This is a genomic window from Kitasatospora sp. NBC_00240 (genome assembly GCF_026342405.1).
GTDB lineage: Bacteria > Actinomycetota > Actinomycetes > Streptomycetales > Streptomycetaceae > Kitasatospora.
Genome location: NZ_JAPEMU010000001.1, coordinates 3,055,207 through 3,080,665, shown reverse-complemented (window position 1 = coordinate 3,080,665; position 25,459 = coordinate 3,055,207). Strand labels below are relative to the sequence as shown.

General features: G+C 75.6%; 25 protein-coding genes. 21 read left to right on the top strand and 4 right to left on the bottom strand.

What is annotated here, in order from left to right; genetic code table 11:
* Nucleotides 1-152: 152 nt before the first annotated feature.
* From OG689_RS13015 to OG689_RS12975, 9 genes are all read left to right on the top strand, one after another.
* Complete coding sequence (locus tag OG689_RS13015; RefSeq protein ID WP_073928796.1) at nt 153-593, top strand: SRPBCC family protein; 441 nt, start codon at nt 153-155, stop codon at nt 591-593.
* Nucleotides 594-939: 346 nt separating this feature from the next.
* Nucleotides 940-2,103: a glycosyltransferase gene (locus OG689_RS13010; RefSeq protein ID WP_266320283.1), complete on the top strand. Its 1,164-nt coding sequence runs from the start codon at nt 940-942 to the stop codon at nt 2,101-2,103.
* A 331-nt stretch (nt 2,104-2,434) separates the two neighbouring features.
* Nucleotides 2,435-3,961 (top strand): sugar transferase, encoded by a 1,527-nt coding sequence (locus tag OG689_RS13005; protein ID WP_266320281.1) that lies wholly within the window; start codon nt 2,435-2,437, stop codon nt 3,959-3,961.
* Between the two features lie 5 nt (nt 3,962-3,966).
* On the top strand, nt 3,967-5,367 hold the full coding sequence (locus OG689_RS13000; RefSeq protein WP_266320280.1) for an O-antigen ligase family protein: 1,401 nt from the start codon (nt 3,967-3,969) through the stop codon (nt 5,365-5,367).
* Nucleotides 5,364-7,148: a lipid II flippase MurJ gene (locus OG689_RS12995; protein ID WP_266320279.1), complete on the top strand. Its 1,785-nt coding sequence runs from the start codon at nt 5,364-5,366 to the stop codon at nt 7,146-7,148. Before OG689_RS13000 ends, OG689_RS12995 begins: the two co-directional genes overlap by 4 nt.
* A complete protein-coding gene (locus OG689_RS12990; RefSeq protein ID WP_266320278.1) occupies nt 7,138-8,055 on the top strand; it encodes a polysaccharide deacetylase family protein in 918 nt (305 codons plus the stop codon). Before OG689_RS12995 ends, OG689_RS12990 begins: the two co-directional genes overlap by 11 nt.
* A complete protein-coding gene (locus OG689_RS12985; RefSeq protein WP_266320276.1) occupies nt 8,052-9,200 on the top strand; it encodes a glycosyltransferase in 1,149 nt (382 codons plus the stop codon). The genes OG689_RS12990 and OG689_RS12985 overlap by 4 nt, the downstream gene beginning before the upstream one ends.
* Before the next feature lie 63 nt (nt 9,201-9,263).
* Complete coding sequence (locus OG689_RS12980; RefSeq protein WP_266320275.1) at nt 9,264-9,974, top strand: Wzz/FepE/Etk N-terminal domain-containing protein; 711 nt, start codon at nt 9,264-9,266, stop codon at nt 9,972-9,974.
* The gene (locus OG689_RS12975; RefSeq protein ID WP_266320273.1) at nt 9,971-11,143 is read left to right on the top strand and encodes a GNAT family N-acetyltransferase; all 1,173 of its coding nucleotides are present in this window, start codon (nt 9,971-9,973) and stop codon (nt 11,141-11,143) included. Before OG689_RS12980 ends, OG689_RS12975 begins: the two co-directional genes overlap by 4 nt.
* On the opposite strand, the gene OG689_RS12970 is transcribed toward OG689_RS12975, so the two are convergent.
* On the bottom strand, nt 11,120-12,301 hold the full coding sequence (locus OG689_RS12970; RefSeq protein ID WP_266320272.1) for a glycosyl hydrolase: 1,182 nt from the start codon (nt 12,299-12,301) through the stop codon (nt 11,120-11,122). The genes OG689_RS12975 and OG689_RS12970 overlap by 24 nt on opposite strands.
* Nucleotides 12,302-12,785: 484 nt before the next feature.
* On the opposite strand from OG689_RS12970, the gene OG689_RS12965 reads away from it, so the two are divergent.
* The 9 genes from OG689_RS12965 (at nt 12,786) to OG689_RS12925 (ending at nt 20,296) form a co-directional block, all read left to right on the top strand.
* Nucleotides 12,786-13,721: a hypothetical protein gene (locus tag OG689_RS12965; protein ID WP_266320271.1), complete on the top strand. Its 936-nt coding sequence runs from the start codon at nt 12,786-12,788 to the stop codon at nt 13,719-13,721.
* A 306-nt stretch (nt 13,722-14,027) separates the two neighbouring features.
* Nucleotides 14,028-15,626: an ABC-F family ATP-binding cassette domain-containing protein gene (locus OG689_RS12960; RefSeq protein WP_266320270.1), complete on the top strand. Its 1,599-nt coding sequence runs from the start codon at nt 14,028-14,030 to the stop codon at nt 15,624-15,626.
* A 449-nt stretch (nt 15,627-16,075) separates the two neighbouring features.
* Nucleotides 16,076-16,309 (top strand): helix-turn-helix domain-containing protein, encoded by a 234-nt coding sequence (locus OG689_RS12955; RefSeq protein ID WP_030059940.1) that lies wholly within the window; start codon nt 16,076-16,078, stop codon nt 16,307-16,309.
* Between the two features lie 413 nt (nt 16,310-16,722).
* Nucleotides 16,723-17,529, top strand: coding sequence for an enoyl-CoA hydratase/isomerase family protein (locus tag OG689_RS12950; RefSeq protein WP_266320266.1), 807 nt, complete (start codon nt 16,723-16,725; stop codon nt 17,527-17,529).
* A gap of 223 nt (nt 17,530-17,752) precedes the next feature.
* Nucleotides 17,753-18,208 carry an Asp23/Gls24 family envelope stress response protein gene (locus OG689_RS12945; RefSeq protein ID WP_266327068.1) on the top strand — a complete coding sequence of 152 codons (456 nt, stop codon included), beginning with the start codon at nt 17,753-17,755 and terminating at the stop codon, nt 18,206-18,208.
* A 92-nt stretch (nt 18,209-18,300) separates the two neighbouring features.
* Complete coding sequence (locus OG689_RS12940; RefSeq protein WP_266320265.1) at nt 18,301-18,492, top strand: hypothetical protein; 192 nt, start codon at nt 18,301-18,303, stop codon at nt 18,490-18,492.
* Nucleotides 18,492-18,836 (top strand): hypothetical protein, encoded by a 345-nt coding sequence (locus tag OG689_RS12935; protein WP_266320263.1) that lies wholly within the window; start codon nt 18,492-18,494, stop codon nt 18,834-18,836. Before OG689_RS12940 ends, OG689_RS12935 begins: the two co-directional genes overlap by 1 nt.
* Nucleotides 18,837-18,866: 30 nt before the next feature.
* The gene (locus OG689_RS12930; RefSeq protein WP_266320261.1) at nt 18,867-19,673 is read left to right on the top strand and encodes a DUF6286 domain-containing protein; all 807 of its coding nucleotides are present in this window, start codon (nt 18,867-18,869) and stop codon (nt 19,671-19,673) included.
* A complete protein-coding gene (locus tag OG689_RS12925) occupies nt 19,670-20,296 on the top strand; it encodes an alkaline shock response membrane anchor protein AmaP (RefSeq protein WP_266320260.1) in 627 nt (208 codons plus the stop codon). The genes OG689_RS12930 and OG689_RS12925 overlap by 4 nt, the downstream gene beginning before the upstream one ends.
* Nucleotides 20,297-20,319: 23 nt before the next feature.
* Here OG689_RS12925 and OG689_RS12920 read toward each other — a convergent pair whose 3' ends face one another.
* On the bottom strand, nt 20,320-21,081 hold the full coding sequence (locus tag OG689_RS12920) for an SDR family oxidoreductase (RefSeq protein WP_266320259.1): 762 nt from the start codon (nt 21,079-21,081) through the stop codon (nt 20,320-20,322).
* Nucleotides 21,082-21,264: 183 nt separating this feature from the next.
* Here OG689_RS12920 and OG689_RS12915 point away from each other — a divergent pair, with 183 nt between their 5' ends.
* The gene (locus tag OG689_RS12915) at nt 21,265-21,681 is read left to right on the top strand and encodes a MerR family transcriptional regulator (RefSeq protein ID WP_266320257.1); all 417 of its coding nucleotides are present in this window, start codon (nt 21,265-21,267) and stop codon (nt 21,679-21,681) included.
* Between the two features lie 125 nt (nt 21,682-21,806).
* Nucleotides 21,807-22,157 (top strand): thioredoxin, encoded by a 351-nt coding sequence (gene trxA / locus OG689_RS12910; protein ID WP_323189281.1) that lies wholly within the window; start codon nt 21,807-21,809, stop codon nt 22,155-22,157.
* A gap of 87 nt (nt 22,158-22,244) precedes the next feature.
* Here the strand turns inward: trxA and OG689_RS12905 are convergent, their stop codons facing one another.
* Nucleotides 22,245-23,060, bottom strand: a complete 816-nt coding sequence (locus tag OG689_RS12905) for an SURF1 family protein (RefSeq protein ID WP_266320255.1) — start codon at nt 23,058-23,060, stop codon at nt 22,245-22,247.
* Between the two features lie 49 nt (nt 23,061-23,109).
* A complete protein-coding gene (locus tag OG689_RS12900) occupies nt 23,110-24,105 on the bottom strand; it encodes a DEDDh family exonuclease (protein WP_266320253.1) in 996 nt (331 codons plus the stop codon).
* 154 nt (nt 24,106-24,259) lie between these two features.
* Between OG689_RS12900 and OG689_RS12895 the strand changes: the two genes are divergently transcribed.
* Nucleotides 24,260-25,303 carry a zinc-dependent alcohol dehydrogenase family protein gene (locus OG689_RS12895; RefSeq protein WP_266320252.1) on the top strand — a complete coding sequence of 348 codons (1,044 nt, stop codon included), beginning with the start codon at nt 24,260-24,262 and terminating at the stop codon, nt 25,301-25,303.
* Nucleotides 25,304-25,459 lie beyond the last annotated feature (156 nt).

Sequence of the window (25,459 nt, the reverse complement as noted above, 5' to 3'; positions counted from 1 at the left end):
GCCCCCGCCCCGGGCCGGACCGCGCCGCCGCGCCGCCGCGCCGGATCGCGCCACCGGCGCCCGCCCCGCCCCGGCCGCGCCGGTTTGGTACCGGGCCCTACCGGTGGTTGGCTTGCCGGAGTTACCGGATTCCAGTCGAGGAGTGCAAGGTCATGGGACAGGTGTACGCCACCACCGAGCGGGTCTACGAGGCTTCCCCCGAGCGGGTGTACGAGGCTCTCGCCGACTACCAGGTGACCCGCCCGAAGCTGCTGCCCGCGCAGTACAGCGAGTACGAGGTGCGGGCGGGCGGCACCGGCGCGGGCACCGAGGTGCACTGGCGGCTGCAGGCCACCGAGAAGCGGGTGCGCGACTGCCTGTTCACCGTCACCTCGCCCAGCCCGGAGAAGCTGGTGGAGAGCGACGCGAACTCCAGCATGGTGATCACCTGGACGGTCTCGGCGGCCGGCGAGGGCCGGGCCAAAGTGACGGTCGAGACCACCTGGCAGGGCGCGGGCGGCATCGGCGGCTTCTTCGAGCGGACCTTCGCCCCGAAGGGGCTCAACCGGATCCACGACCAGGTGCTGGCCGCGCTGGCGGACGAGGTCCGCTGACCGGCGGCCGACCGGACCCGACCGGGGCAGCCGGCCTTCCGGCCCCGACCGGGGCAGCCGGCCTTCCGGCCCCGACCGGGGCAGCCGGCCTTCCGGCCCCGACCGGGGCAGCCGGCCTTCCGGCCCCGGGCAGCCGGGCCCCGGACGACCCGGCCCCCGACAACCCGGCCCCGGGCAGCCGGGCCCCGGACGACCCCGTTCCCGGACAACCCGTTTGGCGGGCAAGTCTGTTCGAATGACCCGGACACCCGTACGGCCGTCGGCGCCGTACGGGTGGAAGCCGTACCGGGCGAGCGGTCGAGGGGTTTCGCGGAGGTGGGCGGACCCTAGGCTCGCGGCCGTGCCTATGACGATCCTTCACATCGCCCAGCCGGTCGACGGCGGCGTCGCCCGGGTGCTGGTCGACCTGGTCCGCGGCCAGCGCGAGGCGGGCCACCGGGTGCTGGTGGCCTGCCCGGACGGCGGCCGGCTGGCGCCCGAGGCCGCCGCGGCGGGGGCGCTGGTGCGGGCCTGGCCGGCCCGCCGCTCGCCCGGCCCGGCGACGGCGGCCGAGGCCTGGCGGCTGCGCCGGATCGTCCGGGACGCGGCGCCCGACGTGCTCCACCTGCACAGCGCCAAGGCGGGGCTGGCCGGCCGGCTGGCCGTCCGGGGCGCGGTGCCGACCGTCTTCCAGCCGCACGCCTGGTCGTTCGCGGCGGTCCAGGGCCCGCTGGCGGCGGCCACCCTGCGCTGGGAGCGGTACGCGGCCCGGTGGGCGGACCGGGTGCTCTGCGTCAGCGAGCAGGAGCGCCGGGACGGCGAGGGCGCCGGGGTCCGGGCGCGCTGGGCGGTCGTCCCGAACGGCGTGGACGTCCGCCACCACTCACCCGCCGACCGGCGCGCGGCCCGGATCTCGCTGGGCCTGGACCTGGAGGCCCCGCTCGCGGTCTGTGTCGGCCGGCTCTGCCGCCAGAAGGGCCAGGATGTCCTGCTGGCGGCCTGGCCGCAGGTCCTGGCGCGGGTGCCGGCGGCCCGGCTGGCGCTGGTCGGCGGCGGTCCGGACCAGGCCGTACTGGCCGCCACAGTAAGGGAGTTGGCGGAGCCGTTCCGGGTGCGGGCGGTCGGTGACGTACCGGATCCGCGCCCCTGGCTGGCGGCCGCCGACCTGGTGGTGCTGCCCTCGCGCTGGGAGGGGATGGCGCTGGCGCCGCTGGAGGCGATGGCGGCGGGCCGGCCCGTCCTGCTGACCGATGTGCCGGGGGCACGGGAGTGCCTGCCGCCGTCGGAGCGGGCCGGCGGGCCGGTGCCGGCCGGGGACCCGGTCGCGCTGGCCGCGGGGATCGCGCGGGCACTGACCGATCCGATCGAATGCGAACGGCGCGGGGCGGCCGCCCGGGCGCACGCGGTGGCGTGCCACGACGTCCGGGATGTGGTGGAACGGGTCGACGTGCTGTACCGGACTGTTGTGCGGGCGGGCCGGGCGGGGCGGACAGCCGCGCGCGGCGGGGACCGTGTCCCGGGGCGGATCTGATCGTTCTAACAGCCGTGAATGCTCGCCGCGAAGGTGCTGCCGTATTCGCACCTCAACCGAATAGGACGAGGCTTCAAGTCGGACATTCCTATTAATGGGCGGGTGGAATGAAGTGGCACGTCAACTGCCGGGGAAAAAGCCAGCGTTCGGTATTGTCTGAATTTGCCTGCTTCGTTTCCATTCGCGTCGGCAGTCCACCGAACATGCCGAAATTCGTTCGCGGCGGCAGGTACCACCTGGACCGCGCCCACCGGGCCGGGACGGCCGCCCCGGGGGCCCCGGAGCCGCACTCCCGACGTCACGGGCACACAGCAGGGGAGTTCGTGCGCTGATGACCATTGACCACGAGAGCGTGCCGAGGCCGGGCGGACCCATGGGCGCCGCCCGCCGGCCCGCCACCGGAGTCCTGGACCGCCCGGCCGCCGCCGGCCCGGCCCGGACCACCCCGGCGATCGGCCGCCACCGCCGGCCGTTCCGCTCCCGGCTCGCGCTGCCCGCCGCGCTGGTCACCGTGGACATCCTCGCCCTCGGCGCCGCCGCCGCGGTCGGCACCGCCACCCTCGGCGCCACCGACCGCGACCGTCCGCTGCTCGCCACCAGCACCCTGCTGGCACTGCTGCTGGTGCTCAACCTCGCCGGCGGCCTCTACCGCACCCGCCTCAGCCTCTCCGCGCTGGACGAACTCCCCGCCCTCGCGGCCCGGTCCGTGGTCGCCACCGCCTTCGCCGTCACCGTGGCCGGCTGCCTCGACGGCTGCTGGCCCGACCGGGGCACCGGCACCCCGGTACGGCTGCTCACCCTGCTCGGCGTCTTCCTGCTGCTCGCCAGCTGCGGCCGCGCCGTCTCCTACCACCTCATCCGCCAGGCCCGCCGCCGCCGGCCCAGCCCCGTCCTGCTGCTCGGCGCCGGCCAGCTCGGCCAGTGGGTCGCCGCGGCGCTCACCGAGCGCCGCGAGTACGGCCTGCGCCCGGTCGGCTTCCTCGACCCGGACCCGGTACTGACCGACCAGGGCACCGGGCTGCCCGTCCTCGGCGGCCGCGAGGCGCTCGAACGCGAGGTCCGCCGCCACCGCGTCCACCACGTGCTCGCCACCGAGGGCGCCGCCGACGGGACGGAGACCGCCGCCGCCCTGCGCGAGGCCGCCCGGCTGGGCTGCCAGGTCTGGTTGGTCCCCGCCCTGCGGGAGTACGGCTCGCTCCCGGCGGGCGCCCGCCCGCGCGGCGGCGACCACCTCTGGGGCTTCCCCTGCCTGCGGATCGGCCGCCCCGCGATGCGCCGCCCCGGCTGGGCCGGCAAGCGCGCCCTCGACATCACCGCCGCCGGCCTCGGCCTGATCGCCCTGGCGCCGGTGCTGGCCGCCTGCGCGCTGGCCGTCCGCTGCGACACCGGCTCCGGCGTGCTCTTCCGCCAGCAGCGCACCGGACTCGACGGCCGGGTCTTCACCCTGCTCAAGTTCCGCACCCTGCGGCCCAGCAACGAGCACGAGTCGGCCACCCGCTGGAACATCGCCCAGGACCACCGGATGGGCGCCGTCGGCAAGCTGCTGCGCCGCAGCTCCCTCGACGAGCTGCCGCAGCTGTGGAACATCCTGCGCGGCGACATGAGCCTGGTCGGCCCGCGGCCGGAGCGCCCGTACTTCGTGATGCGCTTCGGCCAGGCGTACCCGGAGTACGCCGACCGGCACCGCGTCCCCGTCGGCCTCACCGGTCTCGCCCAGGTCAACGGCCTGCGCGGCGACACCTCGATCGAGGACCGGGCCCGGTTCGACAACCGCTACATCGAGAGCTGGAGCCTGTGGCAGGACGTCAAGATCCTGCTCCGGACGGCAGCCCTGATGCTCCACCCGGACGGAAGCTGACCACCGTGGCCCTCATCCCTCCCGCCTCGCCAGGACCGGCCGCGGCCTTACGCCGGGCAGCGGCCGCGCTGTCGGCCCGGCCGAGCCTGCTCGCCGCCGCCACCGTCCTGCTGGTCTGCGTGCCGACGGGGGAGAAGGACGTCACCGCCGCCGTCCACGTCACCCCGGCCGACCTCGCCTCGCTGGCCCTGGTGGCCCTGGTCGGGCTCGACCTGGCCCGCGGCCGCACCCCGCGGCTCGGCCGGACGGCCGGCGTCCTGTTCGGCGCCGTGGTGCTGGCCGCCGCCGTCGCCACCCTCGGCTCGATCGACCCGGCCGCCAGCGTCACCGGCTTCGTCCGGCTCGCCCAGGTCTTCGTGCTCGTCCCGGCCGCCGTGCTGTGCGCCCTGCGCGACCGCACCGACCAGCGGCTGATCCTCGGCGCTTTCGTGCTCGCCGCGCTGGTCCAGGGCGTGGTCGGCGCCCACCAGTACCTGACCCGCACCGGCGCCTCGTACATCGGGCAGCCGATCCGGGCGGTCGGCACCTTCGGCGCGCTGGACATCATGGCGATGTCCAGCGTGGTCAGCTACGGCCTGCTGGCCGCGCTGGCGCTGGCGATGGCCGAGCGCGGCCCGGGCGGTGACGCCCGGCTGCGCCGGGCCATGTTCGCGGCCGCGGCGTTCCTGGTGTTCCCGCTCGCCGTCTCGTTCAGCCGGGGCAGCTGGATCGCCACCGGCGTCGCCGCCGCCGTGCTGCTGCTGCGCTGCGACGCCCGGCTGGCCCTGCGGGGCGCCGCGCTCGCGCTGGCCGCCGCGGTGGTGCTGGCGGGCGGCTTCGGGCTCGGCGCCTCCGGCGTGACGGCCCGGCTGAGCAGCATCGGCTCGGTCTCGGCGGCGCCCGACCAGTCGGTCAGCGACCGCTACGACCTCTGGGGCACCGCCGAGCGGATCTGGCAGGACCACCCGGTGACCGGCGCCGGCCCCAAGGCCTTCCAGCAACTGCGGGACAGTCACGCCCCGTTGCGGCTCTCCTCGGGCAGCGACGCGGAGGACACCAGCATCGGGTTCCAGCGCGAGCCGCTGCTCTCCCCGCACAACATGTACTTCCTGGTGCTCAGCGAGCAGGGCCTGCTCGGGATCCTCGCCTACGCCGCGCTCTTCCTCGGCCTGCTGGCCGGCTGCCTGCGCCGGGCCCGGGGCACCGGGACGGCGGCGCTCGCACTGCTCACCTGGGTGCTGGTGGACTTCCTCTACGCGGACATCGGCGGCACCACGACGGTGCTGACCTCGATCGTGCTCGGCCTCGCCGCCCGGACGGCGCTGCCGGCCGGGCCCGGCACGGCCGCCGTACCCCTGCCCGCGCCCGCCGCCCCGGTGCCGTCCGCGCGACCCGCCCCGGCCCCCGCCAAGGTGCCCGCCCCGTGAACGGCGACCGCCCCGCCCCGACGGTGGCCGCGCCGCTGCCGCCGGCCCGCGCCGCCGAGCCCCGGCCCGCCCCGGCCGGGCCCGCCCCGGCCGGGGCCGCGCCGCCCGCCGGGCCGGCCGGTGCCTCGAACCGGCGCGGCTTCCTGGTCAAGGCCTTCGGCGTCACCGCCCTGCTGAGCGCGGCCGGGTCGGCCCTCGGCCTGCTCCGTGACCTGCTGCTGGCCCGCTTCTTCGGCGCCAACCAGGGCACCGACGCCTTCCTGGTGGCCTGGACCGTCCCCGAGACGGCGGCGCCGCTGCTGATCGAGGACGCGATGGCGTTCCTGATGGTGCCCGCCTTCAGCCTGGCCCTGGTGCTGCGCGAGGAGAACCCCGAATCCCCGGACCCGGTCCGGCAGTTGGTCCGGGCCACGCTGCCCTGGCTGCTCGCGGCTCTGTGCGCGCTGTCGCTCGGCGCCGCCCTCGGCGCGCCCCAGCTGGTGCAGCTGCTCGCCCCCGGCCTGCCCGACCCCGGCCTCGCCGTCACCTGCACCAGGATCACCGCGCTCACCATCCTGCCCTTCGGCCTGGCCGGCTACCTGGGTTCGGCGCTGCGCGCGCACCACAACTTCACCGCCCCGGCCGGCATCTACGTGGTCTACAACCTGGGCATCCTGGCCGTGCTGCTGACCTGCAACGCGATCTGGGGGGTCCGCTCGGCGGCGATCGGCGTGGCGGTCGGCAGCCTGCTGATGGCCGCGCTGCTGGTGGGCCCGTTCCTGCGGCGGCTGCGCGGCCCGGGGGCCGGTGCGGCCCGGCCGGCAGCCCGCCGGCGGAGGGGGCCGCGCGCGGACGGCCTGGTCCTGATCCCGCTGGCGATACTCCCGGTCGCGGTGTTCACCCTGACCCGGCAGGCGCAGGTCTTCGTCGAGCGCTACCTCGGTTCGGACCTGCCGCCCGGCACCATCTCGCACCTGAACTACGCCGCCAAGGTCTCCCAGCTCGCCATGACGGCGGCCATCCTGATCTGCACGGTGACCTTCCCGCTGGTGGCCAGGGCGCTGGCGGCCGGCGACCTGGTCACCGCCAGGGACCGGGTGGAGAAGGACCTCGGCCAGGCCACCGCCGTCGTGCTGGCCGGCACCGCCTTCCTGATGGCCTGCGCGCCCTCGGTGGTCGCGCTGCTCTTCCAGCGCGGCGCCTTCGGGCCGCAGGACACCGCGGCGACCGCCGCCGTCATCCGGGTGTACAGCTTCGGCCTGCCCGCGCAGGCCCTGATCGGGGTGATGGTCCGGCCGTACTTCTCGGTCCGCCCGGTGGTCCGCCGGGCCGGCGACCGCCGCCCCGACGACGGCGGCCGCCGGCTGCTCGACTGGTACCCGGCCGCCGCGATGCTGCTCGGCCTCGGCGTCACCGTCACCGTCGGACTGCTCGCCACCCCCGGCTACGGCGCACTGGGTCTGGCGGCCGGCAACGCGGCGGGCATCACCGCGACCGCCGCCCTGCTGCTGCGCGGGCTGCTGCTCCGCGGCATCGCCGTCCGGGTGGGCCGGGTGCTGGGCGGCCAGGCCCGGCTGCTGGCGGCGGCCGTCGGCGCGGCCGCGGCCGGCGCCTTCGCCGCCGGGATGCCCGCCGACCCGCTGCTGTCGACCCTGCTGGGCGGGGCGACTGTGGCCCTGGCCTTCGCCGCGCTCGGCACGGGTTTCGGCGCCGCCGAGGTGCGGGGCCCCGTGCTCGCCGCCGTCCGGGCCCTGTGCCCGCCATCCATCGCCGATGAAGGGAAGCTGCCCCATGGACGCTGAACGGGGCCCGGTACGCCCGGTCCTGTCCGATCCGCGCCGTCGCCCTGCCGGCGCGCCGCAAACCGTGCCGGACGACACCGGCCGGCGGGCCCCCGCGGTCCGGGCCGGCCGGTTGCCCTACCCGCGGCGGCCGCTGCCGGCGGCCCGGCCGGGCTCGCCGTGGGCGCCGTGGATCCTGATGTACCACTCGGTGGCCGTCGAGAAGGACGATCCGTACCTGCTGACGGTCAGCCCCGGGCGGTTCGCCGAGCAGATGAACTGGCTGCACCGGACCGGCCGCCGGGGCGTCTCCACCCGCGAGCTGATGCGGGCCCAGGCCGAGGGCCGGGCCGAGCGGCTGGTCGGGCTGACCTTCGACGACGGCTACGCCGACTTCGCCCGGTACGCCGTCCCGGTCCTCCAGCAGTACGGCTTCACCGCCACCGCGTACGTGGTGCCCGACCTGCTCGGCCGGGTCAACGACTGGGACTCCGACGGCCCGCGCAAGCAGCTGCTGACGGTCGACCAGGTGGCCGGGCTGGCCGCCGCCGGCTGGGAGATCGGCTCGCACGGGCTGGGCCACCGGGCGCTGCCGGGACTGCCGGCCGACCAGCTCGCGACCCAGACCAGGGAGAGCCGCCGGGCGCTGGAGGAGATGGTCGGCGGCCCGGTCACCGGCTTCTGCTACCCGTACGGCGCGGTGGACCTGGCCGCCACCCTCGCCGTCCGCGACGCCGGCTACGACTACGCCTGCGCGATCGCGCACTCCCCGCTGACCGGCCGCTTCGCGCTGCCCCGCTGCTACGTCGGCGACCGCGACGGCGGCTGGCGGCTGCGGGCCAAGCGCGGCCGCCACCGGCTGCGCGACACCGTGACCGGGCTGCGCCGCAGCCGGCTGGCCGCGCGGCACGGGAGGTCCCCGCGATGAGGGTGCTGCACATCGTCACGGGCCTGGCCTCCGGCGGCGCCGAGCGCCAGCTGCTGCTGACCGTCCGGAACCTGCCCGCCCACCAGCACTGCGAGGTGCTCACGCTGACCAACCCCGGCGCGGTGGCCGGCGCGCTGCGGGCCGGGGGAGTGCCCGTCCACGACCTCGCGATGCGCGGCAACCGGGACGTCGGGGCGCTGCCCCGGCTGGTCCGGCTGGTCCGGGCCGGCCGCTACGACCTGGTGCACACCCACCTCTACCGGGCCGGGCTGTACGGGCGGCTGGCCGCCCGGCTGGCCGGGGTGCGGGCGGTGGTCGCCACCGAGCACTCGCTGCAACCCGGGGTGATCGAGGGCCGCCCGGTCACCCCGGGCGTCAAGGGGCTCTACCTGGCCGCCGAGCGGCTGGGCCGCACCACGGTGGCGGTCTCCCGGCAGGTGGAGGGGACGCTGCACGCCTGGGGCGTGCCGCCGTCCCGGGTGGAGCTGATCCCCAACGGCATCGACGCCGCCCGGTACGCCTGGCCGGTCGGGCAGCGCGCCGCGATCCGGCGCCGGATCCGGGACGGCCTCGGGCTGCCGCAGGGCAGCTGGGTGATCGGCGCGGTGGGCCGGCTGGTGCCCGGCAAGCGCTTCGACGTCCTGCTGGACGCGCTGCGCGAGCTGGAGGGGCCCCGGCTGGTGCTGATCGGCGAGGGCCCCGAGCGGGCCGCGCTGGAGCGCCGGGCCGAGCGGCTGGGGGTGCGCGGCCGGGTGCTGTTCACCGGCGAGCGCGACGACGTGCCCGAGCTGCTGGCCGCCCTCGACGTGCTGGCCGCCCCCTCGACCGAGGAGACCTTCGGCCTGGGCGTGCTGGAGGGGCTGGCGGCCGGCCTCCCCGTCCGGCACAGCGCCTGCCCGGCCCTGGACGAGCTGCCCCCGGCGGCGGCTCCCGGGGCCCGCCGGATCCCCTCCGACCCGGCCGCCTACGCCGCGGCCCTGCGCGAGCTGTACGAGGGGCGGGCCGCTGCCACCCGCCCGCTCGCCCCGGCGCCGGCGGTGGCCCACTACGACGTCGCCCGCGCCGCCGCGGACCTGGGCGCCCTCTACGACCGACTGGTGCCGCGCCCCGCGTCCGCACCCGCGGGCGCCGCACGCGGCGTCTGAGCCCGATCCCGATCCCGTCACCTCCGGCCCGCCCAGGGCCGGCCGACCCCACGGAGCCCCCGAATGTCCGAACTGCGTCAGAGCGCTCGCCAACTGGCCCGCCGCTGGTGGCCGGTGGTCCTCGCGGTGCCGCTCGGCGCCGCGGCCGGCGCCGGGTACGCGGCCGTCGCGCACCCCGTGTACGCCGCCAACGCCTACGTGGTGGTGGTGCCGCAGAACCCGGGGGAGGGCGCGAACGCCGTCAACTTCGCCCAGGCCTACGGCCGGCTGGCCGGCCAGCCGCAGGTGCTCGCCCCGGCCGCGGCGGCGAGCGGGCACTCCACCTCGGAGCTGTCGGAGCTGGTGCACGGCACCACCTCCCCGGACGCGCCGATGATCGAGATCACCGGCACCGGCCCGGCGCCGAAGGAGGCCGCGACGGCCGCGGACGCGGTGGCGAAGGCGCTGGTCGCCTTCGCCAACCCGCGCACGCCGGAGACCGGGGTGAAGCTCGTCCCGCTGGCGGCGGCCGCCGCGCCCGACCGCCCGACCTCCCCGTCCGCGCAGCTGGACGTCGCGGTGGGCGGCGCGGCCGGGCTGCTGATCGGCGCCCTGGTGATGATGACCCGCCGGCGTGGCGACGACCCGGCCGCCTCCCCGGTGGCGCCGCCCGTTCCGGTCGCCGCTGCCGCCCAGGCCGCGCCGGTGCCGGCCCCGGCGGCCGCCGCCGGGGAGGCCGCCGGGCGGGCCCGGGGCAAGGACCAGGCCGCCGAACCGGCCGCGAGCACCCGGTGACCGCGGACCTGGCGGCGGCCGGCCTCCCCGCGCAGGCCGCCGCGCCGCGCTGGACCACCGAGATCCGCCGGGACGACGAGGCCCTCGGCGCCCTCGCCGCCGAGTGGGACGACCTTGCCGCCCGCTGCCGCACCGCCACCTCCTTCCAGAGCGCCGCCTGGCAGGCCTCCTGGTGGCGGAGTTACGGCCGCCCGGGGGCCTTGGTGGTGGTCCTGGTCCGGCGGGACGGCCTGCTGGTCGGTGCCGGCGCCTTCCAGCGGCGGGCCGGCCGGCTCGGGCGGCTGTCCGGCGGGCTGACCGGCCTGGGCGGCGCCCTGATCGACTTCACCGACGTCCTGCTGGACGACGGCTGCTCGGCCCGGGCCGCCGCCGAGCTGGCCGCGGCGCTGCCGCTCAGCCGGCCCTGGCACAGCCTGGAACTGCGCGAGGTGCACCCCGACGCGGCCGCCCAGCAGCTGTTCGAGCACTGGCGGGGCGCCCGGCATCGGCTGCCCGACTCGCTCTGCCAGTACCTGCCGGCCGTCCCGATGGAGGAGCTGCTCAAGCGCCTGCCGGGCCGGACGGCCCAGCGCAGCCGGGTCAAGCTGCGCCGGATCGCCGAGTCGGGCGTGGAGTTCCGGTCCACCCCGCCCGAGGAGGTGCCCGAGGCCGTCGCCGGGCTGCTGCGGCTGCACTTCCTGCAGTGGCAGCAGCGCGGCGTCACCCCGGAGCACCGCTCCGAGCGCTTCGCCCGGCACCTGGCCGAGTCCACCACCGGACTGGTCGCCGCCCGCCGCGCCGCCGTGCACCAGTACTGGCTGGACGGGGAGCTGGTGGCGGTGAACCTGCTGCTGCTCTCGCCGGCCTTCGGCGGGCTCTACCTCTACGGCGCGCACCCGGCGCTGCGGGAGCGGCTCGACATCGCCGGCCTGCTGTTCGGCGCGGCCCTGGACGAGGTGGTGGACGCCGGGATCCCGGTCCTGAGCCTGCTGCGCGGCCAGGAGCCCTACAAGCAGCGCTGGCGCCCGGACGCGCTGGCCAACCAGCGGCTGCTGCTGGGCCCCGGCCGGCTCGCCCCGGCCGTGGCGGTGCTGCTGCTCGCGGCCCGGGCCCGGGGGGCCGCCGTCGAGCTGCTGCGGTCCCGGCTGCCGCGCCTCAAGGAGGCGCTAGCGGCCCGCCGCCGGAGCTGACGCCGCAGCCGACGCCGCCGGGGCCGGGGGCGTGGTGGTCGCGGCCGGCGCCGGAGCCGACGCCGGCCCGGCGGGAACAGGAGCGGGTACGGGCGCCGACGCCGCCGGGGCCGGGCTCGGCGCGCCCTGGGAACCCGTCATCAGCTGCTTGAACACCGCGCTCGACCGCGGGTTGCGGTCGCACCCCCAGAACCCGTGCGGGCAGTAGTCCGTCACGGTCTGGTAGCTGGTGTCGTGGGTGCGCATCCACTCCACCATCCGCCGGACGTACTCGGGGTTGTCGCCGTTGCGGAACAGTCCCCATTCCGGGTACGAGACCGGCTTGCCGCGCCTGGCCGCGAACTCCACCTGGTCCTGCAGCCCGTAGGGCTCCGAGACGTAGTCGTCGAAGGTGGCCCCGGCGGGCTGGTCGTAGCTGTCCATGCCGATGATGTCGACCACGTCGTCGCCCGGGTAGCAGCGCGTCCAGGCGATGGCGTCCAGGCCGCGGTTGGGCGTGAAGTCGAAGCGGAACCGCTGCCCGGGCACCGAGCGCATCACCGTGACGATCCGCCGCCAGTAGGCCTTCCAGGCGGTCGGGTCGGGCTTGCAGCGGTGGGTGTACGTGACGCCGTTCATCTCCCAGCCGAGGGTCAGCACGGTGTCGGTGCCGCCCAGCGCGACCAGCTTGCGGGCCAGCTTGAGGAAGTGCTGGTCGAAGTCGCCCTTCGCGCCCTGGGCCAGCAGCCGGGCCACCTCGGCGTCGGGGACGCCGCCCTCGCTCGGCACCAGCATCGGCACGCCGAGCACGAGGGTGCGCGCGGGGTCGGCCTGCCGCCACTGCGACCAGAGGCCGAGCACCACCGGCTCGCCCTCGACGTCGCCCCAGCTGTTGCCGGCCAGGTAGGTGTGGCCGACCTGCAGGTTGGCGTTGCCCAGCCACTGGGCGTAGCGCCCGATCTGCGGGATGTACCGGTCCCAGGAGCCGACGAAGGCCCCGAACGGCGGCTCGTGCCGGGGCTGTTGGGTGGCGGGCCGGGGTGCGGCGCCGCGTGGTGCGGCCCCGTCGGCGGAGAGGGCGCCGCGCTCGTACCGGTCGGGCGCGGGACCGGCCGGGACGCTCGCGGTGGTCAGCATGAGCAGCGCGGCGGCGGCCAGGGTGAGCCGGCCAGAACGCATGGTCTCTCCTCGTGGGCATCAAGGCCGGGCCCGGCAGAGCGGGCCCGCGTTGGCGACACTAAGCCCACAAGGCGTCAGAAAACCCCAATGTCACCCTAAAGTGGACGCCGTTCGAACTCCCCTTCCGTACCGGCGCAGGAGCCTGTCGCAGCACCGCCGCAGGAGCCCGTCGCAGCCCCGCCGCAGCCCCGCCGGGCGTCCTCCGGGAGGCGCCGTGCGGCGTTCCGGCCCCGGCCGGCCGGGGCCGGGAACCGCTCCGGGGCGCGGTGCGTCTGTGTACCACCTCTGTAACAGTCCGGCGGCCCGCCGCGGCCCCGCGGGCGAGTGCCGCCGATCGGCCCGTCCGCCCGCCGGCACCCTCGACGGCGCAGGTCGGCCGACGCGTCCGGCGACCGGCCGGACGGCCCCCGTACGGGTGTCCGTCCTACGGACGGCGGATGATGTCCGGCTGACTCGCGGGGTGAACGGAAGGTACGCTCCGCCCGTGTCCTGGAAGCCGCTGCGTGTTCTCACCCCCCGTTCGATCCTCCCTGCCCTGGCGGTCCTGCTGGTGCTGCTGGCGGGCGCGGCCGCGCATGCCAACAAGCCGGTTCCGTTCGGCGACCGGGTGGCCGAGCCGGGCGGCGCGGACGCGAGCCCGGTGACCGCGCAGTCGCTGGACACCGCCGGGCTGGAGCTCAAGGTGGGCCCCGGCCTGGAGGCCTACGACCCCGCCAGCGGTGAGCACGCCTGGTCCTACCGCCGGGAGGGCGCGACCGCGCTGTACCTGGCGATGGCCGGCGACGACGCGGTGGTGCTCTGGGACGACGGCCTGGTCACCTCGGTCCGCCCGAGCGACCACGAGGTGCGCTGGCACCGCGCCGTGCCCGGCCTCGCGGAGTGGCTGCGCGGCGAGGGCGAGACCGGCGCCGCCCAGCGCACCGAGACGCAGCGCAAGCAGCTGGCCGTGGAGCGCGCGGCCATCGCCCTGTACACCGTCCCCGAGGCCAGCCCGTGGGTGGCGGTGGTGACGCCGGGTCTGACCATGGGCTTCCGCGACGCCGACGGTGATCTGCGTTACAACGACCGCCCGGCGGGCAACTGCGCGTACGACCCGCTGCGCACCGTGCGGACGAACTACGCCGTGCTCGTCCCGCGGACCTGCACCGGCAGCAGCAGCAACAACCACCAGGCGTTCGGCGGCATCACCGGGTACCGCCTGGACAGCACCAACTGGCAGCTGGCCACCGGCCCGGCCGTGGCGATGCGGGCACTGGACGGGCAGCGGGTGCAGATCGAGGACGGCCCGATCCTGGGCAGCCGGGTCTTCGACACCAAGGCGGCCGCCCCGGAGTCGGCCTGCGGCAGCCGGACCGAGGCCTTCGCGGCCGTCCGCCCGCAGGGCGCCTGCGCCGAGCCGGCGGCCAACCCCGGCCCCTGAGCGCGCCGCCGGGGCCGTGCCGCGCGCCCGCCCGGTGCGCGTCGTGCGCCCGTCGTGCGCCGCTCCGGCGCGGTATTGCCTTCGGGCCTTCGCGCGGCGCCCGGTAGACTGGTCCGCATGGCTGACTTCTCCGGGCACTAGCGGGCGGGACGGCGAGTCGATCGGTGCACCTCGGCGGTGCGTCCGACGGCCGGCCGTGTTCCGTGACGCCGCCCCTTCATCCCCGCCGCCGCTCCGGCCCGGTACCCCCAGCCCCTGGGGTTCGCCGCTTGCCCGCGCCCGCCCACGCCCCAGGAGTACCCAGCCATGATTTCCGCGAACGCCCTCGAACTGCGTGCCGGCGCCCGCGTCCTGATCGAGTCCGCCAGCTTCCGGATCGCCCCCGGCGACCGGATCGGCCTGGTCGGCCGCAACGGTGCCGGCAAGACCACGCTCACCAAGGTGCTGGCCGGCGAGGGCATCCCGGCCGGCGGCCAGGTGACCAACTCCGGCCAGGTGGGCTACCTCCCGCAGGACCCGCGCACCGGCGACCTCGACGTGCTGGCCCGCGACCGGATCCTCTCCGCCCGCGGCCTCGACACCGTGCTGAAGAAGATGCGCGAGAACGAGGAGCGGATGGCCAACGGCAAGGGCGCCACCCGCGACAAGGCGATGCGGAAGTACTCCAATCTGGAGACCGAGTTCCTCACCAAGGGCGGGTACGCCGCCGAGGCGGAGGCCGCGACCATCGCCGCCGCCCTCGGCCTGCCGGACCGCATCCTCGGCCAGGAGCTGCACACCCTCTCCGGTGGTCAGCGCCGCCGCGTCGAGCTGGCCCGGATCCTCTTCTCGGACGCCGACATCCTGCTGCTCGACGAGCCGACCAACCACCTCGACGCCGACTCGATCGCCTGGCTGCGGGACTTCCTGAAGACCTACAAGGGCGGCTTCATCGTGATCTCCCACGATGTCGAGCTGGTCGAGACGGTCGTCAACAAGGTGTTCTACCTGGACGCCAACCGGGCCGCGATCGACATCTACAACATGGGCTGGAAGCAGTACAAGCAGCAGCGCGAGGACGACGAGAAGCGCCGCAAGCGCGAGCGCGCCAACGCCGAGAAGAAGGCCGCGACCCTCAACTCGCAGGCCGACAAGATGCGGGCCAAGGCGACCAAGACGGTGGCCGCGCAGAACATGGCCCGCCGCGCCGAGAAGCTGCTCGCCGGCCTGGAGCAGGTCCGGGTCTCCGACAAGGTCGCCAAGCTGCGCTTCCCGGACCCGGCCCCCTGCGGCAAGACCCCGCTGATGGCCGAGGGCCTGTCGAAGTCGTACGGCTCGCTGGAGATCTTCACCGACGTGGGCCTGGCGATCGACCGCGGTTCGCGGGTCGTCATCCTCGGCCTGAACGGCGCCGGCAAGACCACCCTGCTGCGGATGCTCGCGGGCGTGGAGCAGCCGGACACCGGCGAGGTGATCCCCGGCCACGGCCTGAAGATCGGCTACTACGCCCAGGAGCACGAGACGCTGGACCCGGAGCGGACGGTGCTGGAGAACATGCGTTCCTCCGCCCCGGACACCGACCTGGTGCAGATCCGCAAGATCCTCGGGTCGTTCCTGTTCTCCGGCGACGACGTGGACAAGCCGGCCGGGGTGCTCTCCGGCGGTGAGAAGACCCGTCTGGCGCTGGCCTCGCTGGTGGTCTCCAGCGCCAACGTGCTGCTGCTCGACGAGCCCACCAACAACCTCGACCCGGCCAGCCGCGAGGAGATCCTCGGCGCGCTGCGCGAGTTCAGCGGCGCCGTCGTCCTGGTCACCCACGACGAGGGCGCGGTGGACGCGCTCCAGCCGGAGCGGATCATCCTGCTCCCGGACGGTGTCGAGGACCTCTGGAGCCCCGCCTACGCGGACCTCGTCTCGCTGGCCTGACCGTACGGTGACCTCGGGAGCCCCCGCATTCGCGGGGGCTCTTCCCATGGGCGCGCCCGTCGGCGGGGCCGGACCGGTACGCACTCGCCCGGGCGTCCTGCCGTCATGACCGCAGGGTGACGTCGGGTGGACGCGGGGTAGTCCATCGGTACGAGAAGAACTGGTCCTCCCGGTGTGTCCGGGAATGAAGTGGTCGGGGATTCCGTTTGTGTGGGATCTCGTAGCCCTCGTGTCGGTCCTTGGTCGGGCCGGCCGTGCTGATCAGCTCTTTCGCCGTCGGGGCGGCACTCCGAGCAGGGGCGCGTGCACCCAGCGTGAGCGCCGTAGTGCGCTGCGATCACCACCGACGGGCGGTCCTTGCGTACATCCACCTTGTCGAATGGGTGGCCAGGACGCGGTCGATGGGTGATCATGGGAATCTGACCGAGCAACGCTACGAGGAGGCACGGGTGGCCGAGACTCTGAAAAAGGGCAGCCGGGTGACCGGTGCCGCGCGTGAGAAGCTCGCGGCCGATCTGAAGAAGAAATACGACTCCGGAGCGAGCATTCGCGCGCTGGCGGAGGAGACCGGTCGCTCGTACGGCTTCGTGCACCGCATGCTGAGCGAGTCCGGAGTGATTCTCCGGGGCCGCGGCGGTGCCACGCGGGGCAAGAACAAGGCTACTGCAGGAGCTGGTTCCTGACATTACGTCATGCCGGGCGGCGGTGCGACCGTTGAGCGGACCCGAAAGGTGGGTCGTGGTCGCCGTGCCGGAAGCTGCGCGCAGGAGCGCGGTCGGAGGATCAGGACGTATCGGCGGCAGGGCGCCGGCCGGGGAGACGACGTGAGGGTCGTCCGCCCCCGGGCCGGGCGAACCGGCCGCCGATCGCCATGTCCGGCCCCCGTCGCCGTCGCCGGCCTCCTTCCGATGCCGGCCGGACGTGCCCGCTGCGCGCACGGACGCGCCCTCGGGGGCGCCCCTGCCGTCACCCCCGCAAGTTTGTTACTCTCCGGTAGCCGACCGGGTGGGCCGTCCTGCCGCCCGCCGGCCGTGGTCCGCCGCCACCCCTTCGGCGGCGCGTCCCCACGCGATCCCTTCACCGCCGGAGGTGCCCCATGACCACTCCCGCCACCGACCCGCAGGCCGAGGCCTGGGAGCAGGACGGTGTCCGACTGGAGATCGACGGCGACGTCGCCCTGGTGACGCTCTGTCAGCCCAAGCGTCGCAACGCCCAGTCGCCGGCCATGTGGCGAGCGCTGAGCGCGGCCGGCCGCGCCCTGCCCGGCGCCGTACGGGTGGTCGTGCTCCGGGCCGAGGGCGTCTCCTTCTCGGCCGGACTGGACCGGGCGATGTTCACCCCCGAGGGCCTGCCGGGCGAGCGGAACTTCATCCAGCTGGCCGCCGCCGAGGACAAGGACCTCGACGACACCATCGCCGGCTTCCAGGAGGCCTTCACCTGGTGGCGGCGCCCCGACCTGATCAGCATCGCCGCCGTCCAGGGGCACGCGGTCGGCGCCGGGTTCCAGCTGGCCCTGGCCTGCGACCTGCGGGTGGTCGCCGAGGACGTCCGGTTCTCCATGAAGGAGACCTCCCTCGGGCTGGTCCCGGACCTGGCCGGTACCAAGCCGCTCACCGAACTCGTCGGCTATGCGCGGGCGTTGGAGATCTGCGCGACCGGCCGCTGGGTCGGCGCCCAGGAGGCGGTGGCCACCGGGATGGCCAACCTGGCGGTGCCCGCGGCCGAGCTGGACGGCGCCGTCCGCGACCTCGCGGCCGCGCTGCTGGCGGCACCGCGCAACGCGGTGATCGAGACCAAGGCGCTGCTGCAGGGCGCCGGCGCCCGCTCGTACGACGAGCAGCGTTCGGCCGAACGGGTGGCGCAGGCCCGCCGGATGCGGGATCTCGCCGGTATCGGCGACTGACCCGCCGCGCGACCCGGCGTAGGCGCCGTCGAACGGTCGCACGCGGACGGCCCGGCCCCGGGAGGGGTCGGGCCGTCCGTGCTTTCCGGGGGCGGGTTACGTGGCGAAATGCCAGAGTTGGGGTGATTTGCGATATAGCTGGACACGCAACGACAGGAGATCCCCCATGCCTGACACGCCGACGCCCGCAGCCCTGCACAAGACCGCCCCCGCCGGCAGCCCGATGTCCTCCTCCGGATCGTCCGGGTCGTCCACCAACAAGGCGTCCGCCGAGCGCGGGCGCACCGCGCTGGCCGTGGGCGTGGTGGAGAAGATCGCCGGCATGGCCGCCCGCGAGATCCCGGGCATCCACGCCCTCGGTTCGGGCCTGACCCGGACCTTCGGTGCGATGCGCGACAAGGTGCCCGGCGGCAAGTCCAGCATGGGGCGCGGCATCAAGGCCGAGGTCGGCGAGAAGCAGACCGCGATCGACATCGCCCTGGTCGTCGAGTACGGCGTGGTGATCCCCGAACTCGCCACCCAGGTACGGGAGAACATCATCGCGGCGGTCGAGCGGATGACCGGCCTGGAGGTGGTGGAGGTGAACATCGCGGTCAACGACGTCCACCTGCCCGACGAGCCGGACATCGAGGAGGAGGACGAGACCGGCTCCACCGGTCAGCGCCCCAAACTGCAGTAAGCGGCCCGGCCGGACCGGGCCACCCCGGACCCGACCCACCCGGACCCCACCCACCCGGACCCACGCGGACCCGGAGACACGAGGAGCAGCGGATGAACCTGGCCATCGTCGGCCTGGTGGCAGGAATGGCCCTCGGCTTCGCCGGCTACTTCGGCGGCTTCGCCGCCTTCCTGCTGGTGGCCGTCCTCGGCGCGGTCGGATTCGTGGTGGGCCGGCTGCTGGAGGGCGACATCGACCTCGGTGCCCTGGGTGAGATGCTGCGCGGCCGCGACCGGCGGCGCTGATGCCGGCCGTCCTGGCGCCGGCCCGCGGCCGGCGGGGCGGCCTGCGGGTCGCCGACCGGGTCTTCGTCAAGGTCGCCGCCCGGGCGGCCCGCGACGCCCTGGACGTCGCCTGCCCGGAACTGCCCTCGCCCGGCGCCCCGCCCAAGGTCTCCGTCTCGGTACCGGGCCGTACCGCCACCGTCCGGGTCGGCGTGGAGCTTCCCTTCCCCGCCGACCTGGCGGCGCTGGCCCGGATCGTCCGGGACCGGGTGGCCGAGCAGGTCGCCGCCCTCACCGGCACCCGGGTGGTCGAGGTGACCGTGCTGGTCGAGCGGCTGCTGCTGCCGACGACGGACGGGGAGTGACATGACCCACCTGGTGGGGAGGCGGCCGCGATGACCGGACCGCAGCAGGAGCCGCCCGGCGGGTCGGAGGACCGGCCCGCCGCCGGCGAACCCTCCGCCGACGGCACGGCGCCGGCGGCCGGCGCCGGTTCGGGTACGGGAGCGACCGCCTCGTCCCTGGGCGGGCCGCCGCCGGGGCCGCCGTCCGGCTCCCCGTACCGGCCGGAGCCAGGAGCGGAGCCCGCGCCCGAGCCCGGGCCGGGTGACCGGGCCGGGCGGCGCACGGCCCCCGGAGCCGCCCCGGCCGTCCGGGTCCGCCGCGAGCGTGCCCCGCGGACGGCCGCCACCGCGGTGGTCGTGGTGGCCGCGCTCGCCGTCTGCGGCCCGCTGCTCTACGACGTCATCGCGGTCCGGGCCGGCTACCGGGCGGCGTACTGGCGGACGGAACTCGCCGACCAGCTGGCCACCCGCCACCTGGACGACCTGTGGGTGCTGCTCGGCGCCGGCGCCGCCGTCCTGCTGGGCGGCTGGCTCCTCCGGCTGGCCTTCGCCCCCGGGCTCCGGCGCTGGCTCTCGCTGCTGCCCGCGGCCGGCACCGACGCCATGATCGACCGGGCCGGGGTCGGTGCCCTGCTGGTGGCGCGGGCCGACGAGGTGCCCGGGGTGGAGCGCACCACCGTCCGGATCAACCGCCGGCGGGCCCGGGTCACCATCGAGGGACCGGCCGACCCGGCGGCCGTCCAGCGCGACCTGATCGCCGAGCTGGACCGGATCACCCTGGCCCGACCGCTCCGGCTGGAGGTCCTGACCAGCAGGATCGGCGCGGGGACACCCCGGACGGGAGGACGAACCCGATGAGCCGCTCCGGCGTCAACCGGGTGGTGCTGGCCGTGGCCGGCGTACTGCTGCTCGCGGTCGGCCTGCTGGTGCTGGCCGGCGGGCTCGACCTCTACCGCCACCTCGGCCTCGACATGCCGCACTGGTGGCCGCTCACCTCGCCCGACCAGCCGTTGCTCAGCGACGCCTCCCGGACCCGCTGGACCGACCGGAGCTGGTGGTGGCCGGTGGTGATCGGCGGCCTGTCGCTGATCGTGCTGCTGGGGCTCTGGTGGCTCGTCGCCCAGTTCCGCCGGCCGGCGCCGAGCAGCCTGGCGCTGCCCACCCCCGCGGGCACCGGGCTGCGGCTCCGGCTGCGCACCAAGGCCCTGGAGGAGGCCCTGGAGTCGGGCACCGACGGTCTGCCGGGCGTCCAGCGGGCGCGGATGAAGGTGGTGGGCCGCCGGACGGAGCGGCTGACCGTCCACGGCGTCGTGCTGCTCTCGCCGGGCGGCGACCCGGCGGCCCTGGTCGAGGGCTTCGACGCGGGCCCGTTGGATCAGGCCAGGAGCAGCCTCGCGCTGGCCGCCCTGCCGGCCCGGCTGCGGCTGCGGGTGGCGGCCAGGAAGCCGGCCGCCACCCCCAAGCACCCCCGGGTGATCTGAGCACCCGGGCGTCCGGCGACGGGTCAGAGTCCGCGCAGGGCCCCGCCGTCCACCGGGATCATCACGCCGGTCAGGTACGAGGCGGCGGGGGACAGCAGGAAGGCCGCGACCTTGCCGAACTCCTCGGCCGTCCCGTAACGGCCGAGCGGGATCGCGGCGCTGGCGCGTGCCCGGGCCGTCTCGGCGTCCCCGCTGAGCGCGTCCAGCTCGCGCACCCGGTCGGTGTCGATCCGCGCGGGCAGCAGGCCGACCACCCGGATCCCCCGCGGGCCCAGCTCGTCCGCCAGCGACTTCGCCGCCATCGCCAGCCCGGGCCGCAGCCCGTTGGAGACACCGAGTCCGGAGATCGGCTCGCGGACGGAGCCGGACAGCACGAAGCCGATCACCCCGCCCTCGGCCAGCTCCGCAGCGGCCGCGCGGGCGATCCGCAGGGCGCCGAGGAACACCGACTCGAAGGCCGCCCGCCAGGTGTCGTCCTCGGCCAGCACCACCGGGCCGGCCTTCGGGCCGCCCACGCTGATCAGGACGCCGTCCAGCCGCCCGAAGGCCTCCTGGGCGGCCTCCACCAGCCGGGCCGCGGCGGTGGGGTCGGCGTTGTCCGCCACCACGCCGTGCGCGTGCCCCTCGCCGCCGAGCTCGGCCACCGCCGCGTCCACCGAGGCCTGGGAGCGGCCGCTGACCACCACCCGGGCACCGTCGGCGGCGAGCTCCCGGGCGGCGGCGAAGCCGAGCCCGCGGGTGGCGCCGGTGACCACGTACACCTTGTTCTGCAGTCCAAGATCCATGGACGGTATTCTCCCCCGCCCGGAGCGGGCCCGGGGGCCTTCCGGGTGAGACGTGCCGCGGGTCGGCCCGGCCGCCGCCGGGCCCTGGGGCGCGGGTGTCCGCCGGGTGGGGCTGGCGTTGACGCCAGGGTCAAGGTCTACCGTCGGTTACGGCGGCACGGCGCGGCCGGAGGGAGCACGGGCATGCGGATCGGTGAGCTGGCCAGGCGGGCGGGGACGACCACCCGGACGCTTCGGTACTACGAGTCGCGCGGGCTGCTGCCGGCCCGGCGCAGCGGCAACGGGTACCGGGCGTACGGGGAGGACGATCTGCGGCTGCTGCAGCAGATCCGGCTGTTGCAGGACTTCGGCTTCGGGCTCGAGGAGACCCGGCCGTTCGTGGAGTGCCTGCAGGCGGGGCATCCGGCGGGCGACACCTGCCCGGCCTCGCTGGAGGTGTACCGGCGCAAGCTCGCCGAGCTGGACGAGTGCATCGAGCGGCTGCGAGCCGTCCGCGCGCAGGTCGGGGAACAGCTGAGCCGGGCGGAGTGGTCCCGGGCCGAACTGGCGGACGAGGCCGCCGCCGGGCCGCCGCCGCGCTGCGAACTGGCGCACGAGTAGGAACAGGCGCGCGAGGAGGAACCGGCCCGCGCGCGGGCCGGGTTCGGGGATGCCGGCCCGACGACGGGCCGGTGCGGCGGGAAGCGGGCGGCCGGGCGGCCGCCGTCGAGGAGAGGGAGAACAGGATGGCGCAGGTAGCAGGGGACACGGTCATGACCACGGTGGCGTCCGTCACCGACGAGTCGTTCGCCGCGGAGGTGCTCGGGGCCGAGGGGCCCGTCCTGGTGAAGTTCACGGCCGACTGGTGCCCGCCGTGCCGGATGGTCGCACCGGTGCTGGCCGAGGTCGCGGTGGAGCTCGCCGGGCAGCTCAAGGTGGTGCAGCTGGACGTGGACACCAACCCCGGGACGCAGGCGGCGTACGCGGTGCTGTCGATGCCGACGCTGATGGTCTTCCGGGACGGGGAGCCGGTGATGTCGGTGGTCGGGGCGCGGGCCAAGGCCAGGCTGCTGCGCGAGCTGGCCGCCGTGCTCTGAACCGGGCTCCGAACCGGTGCGGGGAACGGCCGCCGCGGGGGAGCGGCCGACCGGCGGAGCGGGCGGCCCGGGGGAACGGCCCGGAGTTCAGCGGGCCGCGGGCACCGGCTCGGGCCCGGCGCCGGCCTCGGCGGTCGCGGCGGCGGCCTCCCGGGCCCGGTCCTTGGCCTCGCGGCGGACCAGCACCCAGACCCCGACCGGGATCATCGCGGTGAACAGCCACCACTGGACGGCGTACGCCATGTGCGGGCCGATGTCGGAGTGGTTGGGCTCGGGCAGCAGCTCGGGCTGGCTCGCCGGGGCCGGCGCGGTGGCGGTCAGCTCCAGGTAGCCGGGGAGTACGGCGGCCCCGGTGCGCTCGCCCTGCTGGGCGCTGTTGATCAGGTTGAACTGGCGGTCCGGCAGGCCGCCGCGGTCGCGGATCCCGCTGCCCGCGGCGGTCTCGTCCGCGCGCATCCGCCCGGTCAGGGTGACCTCGCCCGAGGGCGCGGCCGGGACGTCCGGGTAGGCGGCGGCGGAGTCCCCGGAGGCCGTCCAGCCGCGGTTGACCAGCACCTCGCCGGCGCCGTCGGCGAGCCGGAGCGGGGTGATCACGAAGTAGCCGATGTTGTCCCCGCCGGCGTCCGTGCGCTTGCGGACCACGAACTCGTGCGCCGTGTCGTACTGCCCGGTCGCGGTGACCGCCCGCCAGGTGAGGTCCTTGGGGACGGCGCGGCCGGGCCCGCTCAGCGAGTCGAACGGGACGGGCTCGGCGGTCAGCGCGTGTGCGATCAGCTCGTTGCGGGCCACCCGCGCCTCGTGCCGGTGCAGCTGCCAGAAACCCAGCTTGATCGTGGTGGGGATCAGCAGCAGGGCGATCAGGACGGTGATCACCCAGCGCCGGGAGAGCAGAAAACGGTACACACCGGCACGGTACGCCCACCGCGTCCGGCCGCCCGACACCGGGGGTCGGTCAGGCCCCGGGGTGCGGCGCGACCTCGCGCAGCAGCTGGAGGAAGGCATCCTCGCCGACCACCGGCGTGCCCAGGTCGCGGGCCTTGCGGGCCTTGCCGCTCCAACTGCCCGGCTCGTTGGTCACCAGCAGGCTGGTGAGCCGGCTCACCGAGGTCGCGATGTGCAGGCCCGCCTCCACCGCGCGGTCCTCCAGCACCTCGCGGTCGGTGGCGGTGTCACCGGTGATCGCCACCCGCATGCCCTGCACCAGCGGCTTGCCGTCCTGCCAGCGCCCCGGGTTCGGGTACGGGCACGGCGGGCGCTTCTTCGCCGCGCGGTACGAGGAGCCGCTCCAGGAGCTGCGGCCGGGGGTCTGCGGCTCCTCCTCGCCGAGGTCGGTGACGGCCACGCAGGCCTGCAGCGGCAGCGGCACGCCGCCCTGGCGGGCCAGGTGCAGGCTCGGCCGGAAGGCCTCGGCGAGCACCCGGGCGTCGTCCAGCGCGTTGTGGGCCTGCCGCTGCTGGACCCCGAAGTATTCGGCGAGCGAGGCGAGCTTGCCGTTGGGCAGTGGCAGTCGGAGGTCCCGGGAGAGCACCATGGTGCAGAGCCGCTGGTCGACCGGGGCGCGCAGGCCGGCCCGGGAGTACTCGCGGGAGATCATGTTCCAGTCGAAGAGCGCGTTGTGCGCGACCATCACCCGCCCGCGCAGCCGCTCGGCCAGCTCACCGGCGATCTGCGGGAAGGTCGGCGCGTCCTTGAGCACGGCGCTGGTCAGGCCGTGGATCCAGACCGGCCCGGGATCGCGCTCGGGGTTGACCAGGGTGTACCACTGGTCGGTGACCTCGCCCTCGGCGTCCAACTGGTAGACGCCGGCGGAGATGACGCGGTCCGAGCGGCCGAGGCCGGTGGTCTCGACGTCCACCACCGCGAAGCCCTCGGCGGGGGCGGCGGAGCGCTGCGCCGGGACGGGGAGCGTCCACGGGGCGTGGTTCGTCGGTGACTGGATCGCGTGCATGGTCAACCAGAATAAGGGCCGCGCGGCGCCCCCATGGTCCGAATGTCCGAGCGGCGGCGCCGGAATAGAGTGGTGAGCGTGTTCGCCGGACACCCCGACGAGCGTTTTCCGGCCGCCCTACCCCAGGCGGCAGCCTCCCCGAAGGACGTCCCCCATGCGCGCCACCGTGATCCACGGCCCCAACGACATCCGGGTCGAGGAGGTGCCCGACCCCGTGATCCAGCACCCCACCGACGCCGTCGTGCGGGTGGTCAACGCCTGCATCTGCGGCAGCGACCTGTGGGCGTACCGCGGTGTCGCGGCCCGGGTGGCCGGTCAGCGGATCGGGCACGAGTTCCTCGGCATCGTCGAGGAGACCGGCTCCGAGGTGCGCGACTTCCGGCGCGGCGACTTCGTGGTCGCCCCCTTCGTCTGGTCGGACGGTACCTGCGACTACTGCCGCGAGGGCCTGCAGACCTCCTGCCCGCACGGCGGGTTCTGGGGCCAGGTGGGTTCGGACGGCGGGCAGGGCGAGGCCGTCCGGGTGCCCTTCGCCGACGGCACGCTCGTCCAGCTGCCCAAGGACGCCGCCTCGGACGAGAAGCTGCTGCCCGGCCTGCTCGCCCTCTCCGACGTGATGGCGACCGGGCACCACGCCGCCGTCACGGCCGGGGTGCGGCCGGGCGTCACCGTCGCGGTGGTCGGCGACGGCGCGGTCGGGCTCTGCGGCGTGCTGGCCGCGCACCGGCTCGGCGCGGGCCGGATCATCGCACTGGGCCGGCACCAGGTCCGGACCGACATCGCCCGCAAGTTCGGCGCCACCGACGTGGTCGCCGCGCGCGGCGAGGAGGCCGTGGAGGCCGTCCGGGAGCTGACCGGCGGTCAGGGCGCGCACGCCGTGCTGGAGGCGGTCGGCACCGAGGAGTCCATGCGGACCGCCATCTCGATCGCCCGCGACGGTGGCGCGGTCGGCTACGTGGGCGTGCCGCACGGCGGCAGCGCGGGGGTGGACATCGGCCAGATGTTCGGCCGCAACGTGTCGCTGCGCGGCGGCGTCGCCCCGGCCCGCGCGTACATCCCCGAGCTGCTGCCGGACGTGCTCTCCGGCGCGATCGACCCGGGCCTGGTCTTCGACCGCACGGTCGGCCTGGAGGGTGTGCCGGACGGCTACCGGGCGATGGACGACCGGTCGGCGCTGAAGGTGCGGATCGCCTTCTAGACCAGGGCGGGACACGCAGGATCGGGGTGGCTCCGGGACCGGGGCCACCCCGATCCTGTGTGTCCGAAGCTGACGTGTTTCGGCCAATTGGCGAGCGCTCCTGGGTGAAGATCCGGCTGATCGTGCCCGTTCTCTTCTCGCGACCCGTAGGTCACT

Excerpts from the sequence above, each read along its gene's own strand:
- OG689_RS13015 (WP_073928796.1), top strand. The coding sequence starts at position 153 with ATGGGACAGGTGTACGCCACCACCGAGCGGGTCTACGAGGCTTCCCCC.
- OG689_RS13010 (WP_266320283.1), top strand. The coding sequence starts at position 940 with ATGACGATCCTTCACATCGCCCAGCCGGTCGACGGCGGCGTCGCCCGG.
- OG689_RS13005 (WP_266320281.1), top strand. The coding sequence starts at position 2,435 with ATGACCATTGACCACGAGAGCGTGCCGAGGCCGGGCGGACCCATGGGC.
- OG689_RS12990 (WP_266320278.1), top strand. The coding sequence starts at position 7,138 with ATGGACGCTGAACGGGGCCCGGTACGCCCGGTCCTGTCCGATCCGCGC.
- OG689_RS12985 (WP_266320276.1), top strand. The coding sequence starts at position 8,052 with ATGAGGGTGCTGCACATCGTCACGGGCCTGGCCTCCGGCGGCGCCGAG.
- OG689_RS12980 (WP_266320275.1), top strand. The coding sequence starts at position 9,264 with ATGTCCGAACTGCGTCAGAGCGCTCGCCAACTGGCCCGCCGCTGGTGG.
- OG689_RS12970 (WP_266320272.1), bottom strand. The coding sequence starts at position 12,301 with ATGCGTTCTGGCCGGCTCACCCTGGCCGCCGCCGCGCTGCTCATGCTG.
- OG689_RS12960 (WP_266320270.1), top strand. The coding sequence starts at position 14,028 with ATGATTTCCGCGAACGCCCTCGAACTGCGTGCCGGCGCCCGCGTCCTG.
- OG689_RS12950 (WP_266320266.1), top strand. The coding sequence starts at position 16,723 with ATGACCACTCCCGCCACCGACCCGCAGGCCGAGGCCTGGGAGCAGGAC.
- OG689_RS12945 (WP_266327068.1), top strand. The coding sequence starts at position 17,753 with ATGTCCTCCTCCGGATCGTCCGGGTCGTCCACCAACAAGGCGTCCGCC.
- OG689_RS12940 (WP_266320265.1), top strand. The coding sequence starts at position 18,301 with ATGAACCTGGCCATCGTCGGCCTGGTGGCAGGAATGGCCCTCGGCTTC.
- OG689_RS12935 (WP_266320263.1), top strand. The coding sequence starts at position 18,492 with ATGCCGGCCGTCCTGGCGCCGGCCCGCGGCCGGCGGGGCGGCCTGCGG.
- OG689_RS12930 (WP_266320261.1), top strand. The coding sequence starts at position 18,867 with ATGACCGGACCGCAGCAGGAGCCGCCCGGCGGGTCGGAGGACCGGCCC.
- OG689_RS12925 (WP_266320260.1), top strand. The coding sequence starts at position 19,670 with ATGAGCCGCTCCGGCGTCAACCGGGTGGTGCTGGCCGTGGCCGGCGTA.
- OG689_RS12920 (WP_266320259.1), bottom strand. The coding sequence starts at position 21,081 with ATGGATCTTGGACTGCAGAACAAGGTGTACGTGGTCACCGGCGCCACC.
- OG689_RS12915 (WP_266320257.1), top strand. The coding sequence starts at position 21,265 with ATGCGGATCGGTGAGCTGGCCAGGCGGGCGGGGACGACCACCCGGACG.
- trxA (WP_323189281.1), top strand. The coding sequence starts at position 21,807 with ATGGCGCAGGTAGCAGGGGACACGGTCATGACCACGGTGGCGTCCGTC.
- OG689_RS12900 (WP_266320253.1), bottom strand. The coding sequence starts at position 24,105 with ATGCACGCGATCCAGTCACCGACGAACCACGCCCCGTGGACGCTCCCC.
- OG689_RS12895 (WP_266320252.1), top strand. The coding sequence starts at position 24,260 with ATGCGCGCCACCGTGATCCACGGCCCCAACGACATCCGGGTCGAGGAG.